General features: G+C 41.9%; 12 protein-coding genes. 6 read left to right on the forward strand and 6 right to left on the reverse strand.

Annotated elements, in window-relative coordinates:
* Nucleotides 1-199: 199 nt before the first annotated feature.
* The 3 genes from QTN47_RS23315 to QTN47_RS23325 are packed head-to-tail and all read right to left on the reverse strand — an operon-like array spanning nucleotide 200 to nucleotide 2,015.
* A complete protein-coding gene (locus QTN47_RS23315; protein ID WP_369331849.1) occupies nucleotides 200-829 on the reverse strand; it encodes a thioredoxin family protein in 630 nt (209 codons plus the stop codon).
* A 52-nt stretch (nucleotides 830-881) separates the two neighbouring features.
* Nucleotides 882-1,526 (reverse strand): NADPH-dependent F420 reductase, encoded by a 645-nt coding sequence (locus QTN47_RS23320; protein ID WP_369331850.1) that lies wholly within the window; start codon nucleotides 1,524-1,526, stop codon nucleotides 882-884.
* A 54-nt stretch (nucleotides 1,527-1,580) separates the two neighbouring features.
* Nucleotides 1,581-2,015, reverse strand: a complete 435-nt coding sequence (locus tag QTN47_RS23325) for a MarR family winged helix-turn-helix transcriptional regulator (RefSeq protein ID WP_369331851.1) — start codon at nucleotides 2,013-2,015, stop codon at nucleotides 1,581-1,583.
* A 372-nt stretch (nucleotides 2,016-2,387) separates the two neighbouring features.
* Here QTN47_RS23325 and QTN47_RS23330 point away from each other — a divergent pair, with 372 nt between their 5' ends.
* Nucleotides 2,388-2,834, forward strand: coding sequence for a DMT family transporter (locus QTN47_RS23330; protein WP_369331852.1), 447 nt, complete (start codon nucleotides 2,388-2,390; stop codon nucleotides 2,832-2,834).
* Between the two features lie 211 nt (nucleotides 2,835-3,045).
* Here QTN47_RS23330 and QTN47_RS23335 read toward each other — a convergent pair whose 3' ends face one another.
* Entirely contained in the window at nucleotides 3,046-4,203 is a 1,158-nt protein-coding gene (locus QTN47_RS23335; RefSeq protein ID WP_369331853.1) for an amidohydrolase family protein, read from the reverse strand.
* Between the two features lie 329 nt (nucleotides 4,204-4,532).
* On the opposite strand from QTN47_RS23335, the gene prfA reads away from it, so the two are divergent.
* The 3 genes from prfA (at nucleotide 4,533) to QTN47_RS23350 (ending at nucleotide 8,127) form a co-directional block, all read left to right on the forward strand.
* Nucleotides 4,533-5,600, forward strand: coding sequence for a peptide chain release factor 1 (prfA, locus tag QTN47_RS23340; RefSeq protein ID WP_369331854.1), 1,068 nt, complete (start codon nucleotides 4,533-4,535; stop codon nucleotides 5,598-5,600).
* An 88-nt stretch (nucleotides 5,601-5,688) separates the two neighbouring features.
* Nucleotides 5,689-6,816 carry a cyclic dehypoxanthinyl futalosine synthase gene (gene mqnC / locus QTN47_RS23345; protein WP_369331855.1) on the forward strand — a complete coding sequence of 376 codons (1,128 nt, stop codon included), beginning with the start codon at nucleotides 5,689-5,691 and terminating at the stop codon, nucleotides 6,814-6,816.
* Between the two features lie 303 nt (nucleotides 6,817-7,119).
* Nucleotides 7,120-8,127: an NAD(P)H-dependent glycerol-3-phosphate dehydrogenase gene (locus QTN47_RS23350; RefSeq protein WP_369331856.1), complete on the forward strand. Its 1,008-nt coding sequence runs from the start codon at nucleotides 7,120-7,122 to the stop codon at nucleotides 8,125-8,127.
* A 9-nt stretch (nucleotides 8,128-8,136) separates the two neighbouring features.
* Here the strand turns inward: QTN47_RS23350 and hemW are convergent, their stop codons facing one another.
* Complete coding sequence (gene hemW / locus QTN47_RS23355) at nucleotides 8,137-9,258, reverse strand: radical SAM family heme chaperone HemW (protein ID WP_369331857.1); 1,122 nt, start codon at nucleotides 9,256-9,258, stop codon at nucleotides 8,137-8,139.
* Nucleotides 9,259-9,402: 144 nt separating this feature from the next.
* Between hemW and QTN47_RS23360 the strand changes: the two genes are divergently transcribed.
* On the forward strand, nucleotides 9,403-10,398 hold the full coding sequence (locus QTN47_RS23360; RefSeq protein ID WP_369331858.1) for a DUF4271 domain-containing protein: 996 nt from the start codon (nucleotides 9,403-9,405) through the stop codon (nucleotides 10,396-10,398).
* 22 nt (nucleotides 10,399-10,420) lie between these two features.
* Nucleotides 10,421-11,221: a uroporphyrinogen-III synthase gene (locus QTN47_RS23365; protein WP_369331859.1), complete on the forward strand. Its 801-nt coding sequence runs from the start codon at nucleotides 10,421-10,423 to the stop codon at nucleotides 11,219-11,221.
* A gap of 190 nt (nucleotides 11,222-11,411) precedes the next feature.
* Here the strand turns inward: QTN47_RS23365 and QTN47_RS23370 are convergent, their stop codons facing one another.
* Nucleotides 11,412-12,197: an FkbM family methyltransferase gene (locus QTN47_RS23370; protein WP_369331860.1), complete on the reverse strand. Its 786-nt coding sequence runs from the start codon at nucleotides 12,195-12,197 to the stop codon at nucleotides 11,412-11,414.
* Nucleotides 12,198-12,301: the final 104 nt, after the last annotated feature.

Consider the following 12,301-nt stretch of genomic DNA (forward strand, 5'->3'; position numbering starts at 1 on the left):
TATCAGCTATCAGCAAAGTCTCAATCCAAAGCTGTCTTAAAAAAATGTGCAATAGGGCTTCAACGTACAACGTTTCCCTTGTTTCTTTTCTAGTTCTTTGGCTTAATGCGCCTCAACCTTTCCATGCCTTAAGCCCACGCCTCAAACCTCAAGCCTCACACCAAAAAACGTACAACGTATTACTTACAACGTACAACTTTTACAGATTCTCCTTTAACAGCTGCGTCAACTCCGCCTGAACACTTTGTGTTTTGTCTTTTGAATACCAGCGATGAATTTCTTCTTTAATGGTATCGTAGCTGGCGTCATTTGCTTTCAGGTGATCGTAAAGCTCTTGTGCAGCCGCAGGTCTTGGTCCCCAGTTAAACAACTCTTCGCCCTGGTTGTTTGCCACGACTAATTTAGGAATACTTCTGCTTTTGCCATTTTGCAAATATTGATCCATTAGTGGGAGATGTTCATCTCTCAATAAAAAGCGGATTTCAATATTGCTGTTCAGTTCAGCGAGCTTAGGAAATAAGGGCACAATTTGAGATGCGTCTCCACACCATCCTTCAACAATTACCAGCCAAACCTGTGGTGATGTTATTTGTGCCACTACATTTTCAAGTTCCCCATCGAGCTCAATTGTCTTATCGAGCCTGTTCATGCGGGCCACATTCAGTTTCGCGTAATTCAACAGGGCTTCCGATTGGTTGACGCCTGTTGTTTTTCCTTCTTTTAATAAGTCATCAATTAATTGTCTGTAATTTTTATATGATAACCAATTGTTTGTTTTATCCACTACCGTTTCTCTCAAAACTTTGCTGGACTTTCTTGTTAACTCCATAGTATTACTCCTGTTATTTTATGTTATAGGATGTTGGATTTTTTATGATGAATTAAGTTTTTAATAATTTAAATGCATGCTGCCAGTCGTTCTGTAAAAATCCCGGTATGCACCAGAGCATACACAAAGGCTCAATTGCACGTGCCGCTTCGGCCTTGCCCATGTCTGCTGTTTCCCAGCCAAAAGAAGAAACGATATCTGTAACAGTTTTCCTGGCTTCTTCATCATTTCCGGCAATGAACATGGTAGGTTTGTCTTTTAGCTGTGGCTTATACATCAGCGTATTGCCAACGCTGTTAAATGCCTTGACAAATTTTGCAGATGGAACAAGCGCCTGTAGCTTTTCCAACAGTGATTCATTCGGGCCTGTAAAAAACTGTAGAACACCATTTACCGGAGGCTGGTCGGCGATCGGATTGGTGGTATCAATCACAATTTTGTTTTCAAAATTGTATTTACCAGCAAGACGAACAGCCTCTTCAGCAGCCGTCCCTTTGACGCTTAGCACTATAATGTCTCCGAACCGTGCGGCATCTTCAAAAGTTCCTACAGCTATGCCGGCATTCTCGCTGCCGAATTTTACCACATCTTCTTTGGTTACATCGCGTGTACCCAATAAAACTTCGTAACCTTCCTGCTTAAAAGCTTTGGCCAGCACCTGGCCAACAATACCTGAACCAATAATGCCTGCTTTCATTTTTTTAAGTTTGAATGATTTAAAAAGAGATTATGTGATATTTGTATATACAATCTACTCCAGCACCGTAAACTTATCTGTCAATTTATTCATCGTCTGAACCAATCTTGAGCTTTCTTCCCTGCCCAGAATTGCTGAATATGCCTCATTGAATTTCTGACTGCATTGTTTCAGCAGCGGGAATAATTCTTTTGCTTTTGGAGTAGGATATACATTGGTAACCTTACCTTCAGATGTTCTTACAACCAGTTTCTTGCTTTCCAGTTTTTCTATCAAACGCGTGATGGTACTGGGTGTGAGCATTAAATTCTCTGCAAGAATACCCGGTTGGATCCCGGCGTCTTCAATGATCATCATCAGCATGTAAGCATGACTCGGCGAAAGATCTACCGGCTTCCAGCTTTCCTGTGCCAGCTTTTCAATTTGCCTCGCAAAAGCCGCGGATGAGAAATAAAGACATTCGGAATATCTACAATCATTTGTTTTCATGATCTGCAAATTTACAACTTTATTTGTATATACAAATATGATAAAAGTCATGCGTTGGGAATACCATCGGCAAGTTTGTGGAGTGTCCATGTTATTTCGCGTTGGGCAGTTTATATTAAGTACGAGTTACGAAGCCTGCCCGTATGAAACATTCAGGCGGGTACGAAGTGCCTGGCTTTGAGCACACTACACTTTTCTTGGCTCTATTAAGGGTGCTGAAAATTCTCAATTGTACATGCATCATTGCCGGATTGCAATTCGTTTAGGTGGTCTGCGCCTTTCTCCGTGCAACTCTCGGTGTTTCCTTCGTGAAGCTCTGTGTAACTGTATTTTTATTTACTTTCGGATTTTATTATTGTTAAAGAAATACCAATGCGCTACCTGCTCATGCTGCTAACATTGATTATTGGCACTTTTATTCCTATTCAGGCTGTTTTAAATACAAAATTGGGTAGACAGATTGGCGGTCCGTTAATGGGCTCTTTGATGAGCTTTTTTGTAGGCTTTGTTTGTTTGCTCATTTTAAATTTCAGCGTTAACACCCAAGCGGTTGTCCATATTAAACCTTCCACAACTTATCCCTGGTATATCTGGATGGGCGGAGTTATCGGCGCCATCTTCGTCGGTTACATTACCTGGGTTAACCAACAGCAAGGTGTCGCCCTGACTTTCGCGCTGGTAGTAAGCGGACAAATATTTGCCTCTCTTATAATCGATCACTACGGCTTGTTTGGCTCAGTGGTGAAATCGATCACAACCGAAAAGATCATTGGTGCGGTGTTGATTCTTGCAGGATTGGTGCTGATAAAAAGATCGTAAGATAGTAAGATAGTAAGACCGTAAGACCGTAAGACCGTAAGACCGTAAGACCGTAAGACCGTAAGACCGTAAGACCGTAAGAAAAAAAGACGTGTAAGATAGTAAGAAAGTAAGATCGTAAGAGGTATAGCCTCAAGCCTCAAGCCTTATGCCTGACACCTAATACCTCCAAATAAAATCCCGTCAATCCCTTCATCCCCAAAATCCTGGTCTAGACTAACCTCTTAATCTTTTGGTCCCCGTCCCAATCAGGGAGCACAATCACTCCGGGTTGCATTCCCTTTTCAAAGAATCCCAATTCCTTGTCCATTAGTAGTGCTTTGGCGCCATTGGCGGTCGACCAGGTAAGTATTTCCTCCAGTTCGATGTTAGGGAAGTGCTGGTGAATACTTTTGATTTCATCCCAAATGCTCAGGCTGTGGTTGCTTGCAAGGCTGTCTGTCCCCAAAACAATGGTGCAGTTATTTTTCCGAAGCAGTTCAAGCGGCGGTGTTGTGTCCTCTATATAAAGGTTGGCATTGATGCAGGTACAAAAGAACAGATCCTGCGCATAATCCTCTGAATGCTGATGAGCGAGGAAGATATCTTCAGGTCCGGTAAATGTATTGTGGACTAACAAGATATTTTTGGGCATGTTCAGATGCGGAAGGGTTGCGTACAGACTGTTCACTCCGGGTGGCTGGTAAAAAGAGATATCCATTTTAAAGAAATCAAACAGCTTTCTGAACTCGCTGATGCCTGTAGTAAAGAAAGTTTCTTCCTGCAGGGTTTCCTGGTTGTGCATAGAAAGTACTTTCCCCGCAGCTTCAGCATTGATCAACTTCATTAATTCAGTAGAAGTTGAGTACGGGGCATGTGGCACAATAACACTTGCATCCAGTCCGGATTGTATAAACCGATTGAGGATCTGTTGGCCCTGTTCAAAACGTTTTTCAGCAGATGGAGGAATAAATCCGCTCACCTCAATAAAATTCAGGTAGCGAAGATTATTTCGAAGTTTTTGATTCAATGTTGATGCATCATTGCAAATGTCCGCAACGGCAACAATCCCGTTTTCGATCATTTCCTGTTCTCCTTTCGCAATCGCAGTTTCAATCTCGTCCATTGGAAAACTCCGCCTGGTCATCACATTAATCACAAAGTCTACCAAGCCGGTTCCTTCGGGAATAAGTCCCTTTAAGAAGCTCAGTTCCAAATGACAATGGCAGTTCACAAATCCCGGCGAAAGAATTCCTTTGTATTGCTGCACGCCGTCGCCTGCGTCGGCCTCCGGTACAATTTCCTGGATTATGCCCCTCTCGTCTGTGATCAATACTGAGTTGCCGATAAAGTTTTCTCCTGTAAAGATCTTGTCTGCCTTGAATTTCAAACTTCCCATTTTGTAAAGATAGGATGGTATGCATTTGCAAACATATAAGGGAAAAATGTGGTGCAAGGATATCGGCGCTGTAAGAGGCCGTTGGCAGAGACTTGTAAAATCCGGCTGAAAAGCGTAATAAAACACTTAATTTTGCCGCCGCAAAAGCTGGTAATTACTTTTGTAATGTAATTGTGCCGGCCAGGAGTAAAAATGCTGTAACCGAAAATAGTAATGTAAGCAGGCAAACCCGTTGTTAATCGTATACACCCGGATGCAACCTGTTCACTTTCGAACACAATTTCCTGGCTGTGACTAGTACCAATCATATATAAACATACATGTTAGACAAACTGGAAGCCATAAAAGCAAGATTCGAGCAGGTAGGCGTAGCTCTGACCAACCCGGATATTGTTAGTAATAATAAAGAATTCAGCAGGCTGAGTAAGGAATATCGCCAGCTCGAAAAAATCGTTCAGCCATTTGAACAGTATAAAAGAGTGTTGGCTGATTACGATTTTGGCAAAGAGGCCTTAAATGGAAATGACGAAGAGATGCGGGAACTTGCAAAAATGGAACTGCCGGAATTGGAAGAGAAGAAGGATAGTTTGGAAAAAGAGCTGAAAAAGCTGCTGATCCCAAAAGATCCGCAGGATGATAAGAATGCGATGCTTGAAATTCGCGCGGGTACAGGTGGCGATGAAGCCAGCCTGTTTGCCGGCGACTTATTAGGCATGTATTTACGTTATTGTGCGAAGAAGGGTTGGAAGACTTCCATCGCCAGTGAAAGCGAAGGAACAGTTGGAGGGTATAAAGAAGTTGTGGTAGAGGTTGAGGGCGAAGATGTATACGGAACACTGAAGTTTGAAAGCGGCGTGCATCGTGTACAGCGTGTGCCTAATACAGAAACACAGGGACGTGTGCACACGTCGGCTGCTACAGTGGCTGTGATGCCTGAGGCTGAAGAGATTGATTTTGAGCTGAGAGAAAGTGATGTGAAAATGGAAACGGCACGAAGTGGTGGTGCCGGTGGACAGAACGTAAACAAGGTAGAAACGAAAGTAATGCTTACGCACTTACCTACAGGTACGGTGGTGATATGCCAGACTGAACGTACGCAGCTTGGCAACCGCGAGAAAGCAATGACAATGTTACGTACCCGTCTTTATGAAGAACAAGTGCGTAAACAGGAAGAAGAAATTGCCCGTCATAGAAAAACAATGGTAAGCACCGGCGACAGAAGTGCCAAAATACGCACGTACAACTGGCCGCAGGGAAGGGTTACCGATCACAGAATCGGTCTAACCTCCTATAATCTCGATGCCGTAATTAATGGTGATCTGGATGAGTTTATTGAAGCGCTACAGGTTGCCGAGAACGCGGAAAAAATGACACAGGAAACTGCATAATTGCAATAAAATAATTCTGCCTGCAATTCGATATACATCTGCCATAAGAGCTTGAATGTTGACTTTGAAACCGATTAATTAAAATTGCATGATGAAGCTAGATGAGTTATATAACAGGGCGCTGAACTTTGAGTTTTTAAGTATAGAGGAAGGGATGTTCTTATTTGAACATGCCCCGCTAACGGAACTGATGTTTATCGCTGACGAGTTAAGGAAAAAGCAGGTACCTCATGGTAAAGTTACCTGGCAGATTGACCGTAATGTGAACACTACGAACGTGTGCATTGCGAATTGTAAGTTTTGTAATTTTTACCGCATACCGGGTCACGCAGACGCCTATATAACCGATATGGATACTTATCGTCGCAAGATAAACGAGACGATTAAGTATGGCGGTGATCAGTTGCTGTTACAAGGCGGCCACCACCCGGAACTTGGACTTGATTTTTATACAAATACTTTCCGCCAGATAAAGCAGGAATTTCCAACAATCAAATTGCATGCGCTCGGCCCACCGGAAGTTGCACATATTTGTAAACTGGAAAAAATGAGTCATCATGATGTATTGGTGGCCCTGAAAGAAGCTGGTCTTGATTCATTACCGGGTGCTGGTGCGGAGATTCTTGTGGATCGCGTGCGCAGATTGATCAGCAAAGGAAAATGCGGCGCTGATGAGTGGCTGGATATCATGCATGAGGCTCACAAACTGAACATCACAACAAGTGCAACGATGATGTTTGGTCACGTGGAAACGCTGGAAGAAAGATTTATTCACCTGGTTCGCCTTCGCGAAGTGCAAGCGAAAAAGCCTGAGAATGCAAAAGGATTTTTAGCGTTCATTCCATGGACTTTCCAGGATGTTGATACCTTATTGACGCGCATCCGTGGTGTGCACAACCTGACCACGGCCGAAGAGTATATCCGCATGATCGCTATTTGCCGTATCATGTTGCCAAACGTGAAGAATATCCAGGCAAGCTGGCTGACAGTTGGTAAACAAACTGCGCAGATCTGTTTAAATGCTGGCGCCAACGATTGGGGCAGCATTATGATTGAAGAGAATGTGGTAAGTGCTGCAGGTGCTCCGCATCGCTTTACCTCAACCACAATCCAGAATGCCATTCGCGAAGCAGGTTTCGAGCCTCAGTTGCGTAACCAGCAATACGAGTGGCGCGAAATACCTGAAGCAATTATTGAGCAGGTAGTGGATTATTAGAAAGCTTAAAGCCTAAAGCGTAAAGCTTAACGCTGATGCAGAAGCGGCTACAATTATAATAACAGCGGAAGTTGGCGGACTAAATGTTTTGCAAACTTCCGCTGTTGCTTTAACCTGGTTCCATGCGCTCTAATCTTTGGTTCTTTGGGCATCCACAAAAAGGAGTAAGTCTCGAACTAGGTACTTCGTACTTCGTAAATCGTACTTCTTGAGAAGTATTTGATCCACACTCTGATGATATTGAATTGCCTTTTACTTTAAGGTTTGCTAAGTTTGCTGTGTAGAACCAATAAATTAGTGTGTATGCAATTCGGAATTATAGGAAGCGGGAGCTGGGCCACTGCGCTGGCGAAGATTCTTACAGACAATCATCAGCAGATAAAATGGTGGGTAAGAAATAGTGACACGATACAGCATATTGGCAGCCGAAAGCATAATCCACATTACTTAAGTACAGCTTTTTTCAATACCAGCTTACTGGATATGAGCAGCAGCCTGGAATATATTGTGGAGAATTCCGAAATAGTGCTTATTGCATCTCCGTCGGCATTTATTCATAACACGTTAAACGTCTTAAACAAAGATGCTTTCGCCGGCAAGAAAATATTATCTGCAGTTAAAGGCATTCTGCCTGACAGCAATCTGTTGTTGAACGAGTATCTTTTCAATGATTTTAATGTAAACCTTGAAAATTACTTTGCAATACTTGGGCCTTGCCATGCGGAGGAAGTGGCGGCTGAAAAGCTTTCTTATCTGACATTCTGCGGTGTTGATGAAGCTTACGCCCAACGTATAGCGGACTGTTTTAAGACGCCTTACATCAATACTATCGTGAATCATGATGTGATAGGTGCACAGTATGCTGCGGTATTAAAAAATGTATATGCATTGGGCGCAGGGATTGTACACGGACTTGAATATGGCGATAATTTCCTGAGTGTTTACATTGCCAACTGTGCAAATGAGATGACCGGTTTTCTGCGCAAGGTATATCACGCCAACAATGATGAGGAGAAAGAACATATCAATTACTCCGCGTCTGCTTATTTAGGAGATCTGTTGGTTACCTGTTACTCGCTTTATAGCCGTAATCGCATGTTCGGCAATATGATCGGTAAGGGTTATTCCGTAAAAGCAGCACAATTAGAATTGAACATGGTGGCCGAAGGTTATAATGCCAGTAAATGTATGTTTAAAGCCAACGAAACAGTAGGGGCTCATATGCCGGTGCTGAATAATATTTATAACATCCTGTGGCAGCACATTCCTGCGGCAGAGGCTTTTGATAAGGTAGAACAATTGCTGGTTTAAGACACATGTCTATCTAAAGAGATCCGCTGCAATTCCATCAGCCATTAATTTGCCTTTTTGTGTAAGAATGAGACGGTCGTTTTTATGCTCCATTAAATTGTGCTGTAAAAACTTTTCTGCGTCCCTGACAATTTCTTCAGCTTGTTTGTCCGACCAATGCAGCTGCACATAAGGAACTGACAATCCTTCCATAGTACGCAGGCTCGTCATAATGTACTCATTCAATTGTTGCTCGGGTGTGAGTTGCTCAATTTCGAAAGGGACAATATTCTGCTCAATGCTTTTAAGATATAAAGCATTATTTGCCACATTCCATTGGCGCGATGTGCCGTTAAAAGAATGCGCGGAAGGGCCAAGGCCAAGATAAGATGCGCCTTTCCAGTAGCTGCTGTTATGCCTGCTGCGGTGACCAGGCTTTGCAAAATTGGATATTTCATAGTGCTCCCAGCCGGCTTCTTGCATCCATTGCATCAGCAATTCAAATTGATGACCTTGCTTGTCAGCACTCACATCTTCAATCCTGTGTTTCTTTATCATATCGGCAAGCGCAGTTTTTGCTTCAACGGTTAGCGCATAACAGGAAAGATGTGTAATGCCGAGCGAAAGCGCTTTGTCAACATTATGCTTCCACTGTTCATCTGTCAACGTAGGTGTTCCATAGATCAGGTCAATTGTGAGATTGTCAAACCCAGCCTGGTGTGCGAGATGAATGCACGCTTCTGCCTGAGTTGCATTGTGGGCGCGGTTCATCCATTTCAAATCCTCTTCAAAAAAAGATTGAATGCCGATGCTTAGCCTGTTGACACCAGCCTCTTTCCATCCGGCGAGCTTTTCTGCAGTAATATCATCGGGGTTAGATTCAAGTGTAATTTCCGCATCGGGATCAACATCAAAAAGCTTTTTGAAAGTGGCAATTAGTTTGGATAAGTCTTCAAGTGGTAGAAGAGACGGTGTTCCTCCTCCAAAATAAATTGTTTCCACTTTGCCTGAAATGTAATCTTTCCGCAATTCGGCTTCATGGACAATGGCCTCACTCATAGCCTGTATTTGCTTTGTGTTTGTACTGAAGTGAAAGTTACAATAGTGGCAGGCTTTCCTGCAAAATGGAATATGAATATAAATGCCAGGCATACCCGCAAAAATAAAATAACCATGAAGATGTGTTTAAAAAGATTTGACTTAGTTATTATCACATTATTTTTGCGGTCTGATAAAAGGATGTAACCCACATTTGAAGGGGGATGTATTATCCTGACAAAAACCGAAGACGAACGGATGAAGTATATTTACCAATTGTTTTTTTTACTGCTGCTTTTTCCTTTTGCTGCAACAGCACAAAAAGATAGTTCATCCAAACGGGTAAAACCTCCGGCTGTAAAGACGTCAAAAGACACTGTTCTGAATAAACAGGTAACTGTGCCCACTGCATCCGTATCGCTCCAGGACTCAATCAGACGGGATTCTGCAAGAAAAGTGGCCGATTCAATCAGCAGAATAGCGGCTCCTCCAAGAATAATTACATGGGAAAATGATACGCTGTACAACAAGGTGTTTGAAGTGCCTTTTCTTCCTGTAAAAGCAGAGCACGTTTTCAGAATTGATTCCGTAAGACAACCACAGTCTAAGGATGAGTTGTTTTATGTGTTCGTCGGCATCTTTCTGTTTCTCGGCTTTATCCGGTTTATCTTCCCCAAATACTTTCAGAACATATTCAGGCTTTTCTTTCAAACTTCCTTCAGGCAGAAGCAAACACGCGAACAGCTTTTGCAAGACACCCTTCCATCGCTGCTTATGAATATTTTCTTTGTGCTGGTAGGCGGTCTTTTAATTACACTTTTATCACTGGAGCATCATTGGGTTAAAGCCGATTTTTGGCAAACGCTTTTGTATTGCTCAGGGTTACTGGCAGGCGTTTACATTGTAAAATACTTGTTTTTAAAGTTTGCCGGATGGGTGTTTAATGTGCGTGACGCCGCTGAAACCTACGCTTTTATAGTTTTTTTAATAAACAAAATATTAGGAGTTGTAGTCCTTCCGTTGCTGCTTTTTTACGCTTTTTCGGATGGCGAAGTGGCCAAAACTCTGATTACTATTATTTTATGCATAATCGTATTAATGATAGCTTACAGGTACATTGCATCGCTGTCAATTATCAGAAATAACTTGAAAGTAAGTGCATTACAGTTTTTTATATACCTTTGCGCAGTTGAAATGGTACCCATGATGATCATCTATAAGGTATTGTTTAACCTGATAATGAAAAACAACTAAATTTTTAACTCAGAATAACAGCATGGTAAAGATCGGGTCAAAAAATTCACAAGATGCTGTAAAAGGCGCTAGAAAAATTCTGATTACCCAACCAAGGCCTGAAAGCGATAAATCCCCGTATTTTGAACTAGCCAGGAAACATAACCTTGAATTGGTTTTCCACCCTTTTATTCGTCTTGATGCTATACCTGCCAGAGATTTCAGAAAACAGAAGATAGATATAGCAAAATTCTCCGCTGTTATTTTCACCAGCCGGAACGCTATCGATCACTTCTTCCGTATGTGCGAAGAGATGAAGGTTACGATTAGCCAGGATACTAAATATTTCTGTGTTACCGAAGCCGTTGCCCTTTACTTACAAAAGTTTATCCTATACAGAAAACGTAAGGTTTTTTACGGAGCCGATGGTTCCAATAAGAGCCTGTTTGATGTTATAAACAAACATAAAAGCAACGAAAGCTTCCTGTATGTGTGCAGCGAGAATCAGCAGGATAACGACATTGTAAACTGGTTGAAAGCGAATAACTGTGAATTTCAGCTTGCATTCATGTACCGTACTATCAGCAATGAAGTAAAAGAGGTGATGGATAAAACTGAATTTGATATCATTTGCTTCTTTACGCCAAGCGGTATTAAGAGTTTGCTGGATAACTATCCTGACTATCAGCAAAACGGAACTTCATTCGGCGCTTTTGGAAGCAACACAATGAAGTTTGCTGAAGAGGCAGGTTTTAAAGTTGACATTAAGGCTCCTGCACCACAGGCTCCAAGCATGGTTGCAGCCTTAGAGCAATTTTTCAGCAAGCAAAATGTAGCCAAATAAATTTATTGCCATAAGTGCAATCGATTTAAAATAAAAGAGCCCGCTAATCACATTTAGCGGGCTCAATTTGTTATTTATAATAAGAAGGATTTCCTCCTTATACCTCACACCTAACGCCTCAAACCATTTGCATTTGCAATCAGAATATTGTCACACCTCACATCGTACACCGTACATCTAACATCACGCATTAAAGAAATCTTTCTATCCTTTCTCTCTTCTCCTTTGGTACAAATAAAACATCGCTGCCATTGATCTGATCCATTGGAAGTGTATAGCATGAAACCAGTTTACCGTTGACAAGGTTAAATGGTTCAAACCCGATCTCTTTGAAAAAGTTGATCATGAATGCCAGGTTATCGTGCCAGGTTTCCAGCTGAACCAGCGGTTTATGTTTTAATAAAGCATCTTTCATTTCCGGAATTACAACGGTTTCGTATCCTTCAATATCACATTTAATATAATCGATCTTAGTAAAAGGAGCAAACACCTCGCTCGCTTTCTTAAGAGAACTGTTGAACGTTATATTTTGGGCGATGGCGCGCTCATCTGTTTCAACGGTTACAAGTCCGTGCCTTAGATAACCCAGGTCACTGAAAGCTGCAGGCATGCCTAAGTGAATGCTTTCCTTGTTCTCATTTCCCAGCGCAAAAGAAAAAAGTGTTACATTTTTTTTGCCGTCAGTAATCTTGCGTAGTTGCTTTCTGTATGGTTCAACAGGTTCTACACAATATAAATGACCACTGCTACTCAGTTTTTCAAGAAATACACTTGCAAAATATCCCAGGTTGGCACCTATATCTACAACAGTGTCATCCTCTCTCACAAGTTTTTTTACAAAATAATGCCATGCATATATAGGGTTGTTCTTAAGAAAACCGGCTTTGTAAGAAAGCAGGTAGGTTTTTTGTAACAGAGAAAGATAACCATCCAGTCCCAGAAAATTAAACAGTGTCCGTTTTAACAACTTGGTCATTTAACAGGTATTTTAGTCATGTTTTTGTCGCCGCAGATCAGGCAACTGCGGCAAAGGAAACAAAAAAATAGCAGCATTATATAAATACACGTGATTTTTGACAT

It is taken from the genome of Danxiaibacter flavus, assembly GCF_041060425.1.
Lineage (GTDB): Bacteria > Bacteroidota > Bacteroidia > Chitinophagales > Chitinophagaceae > Danxiaibacter > Danxiaibacter flavus.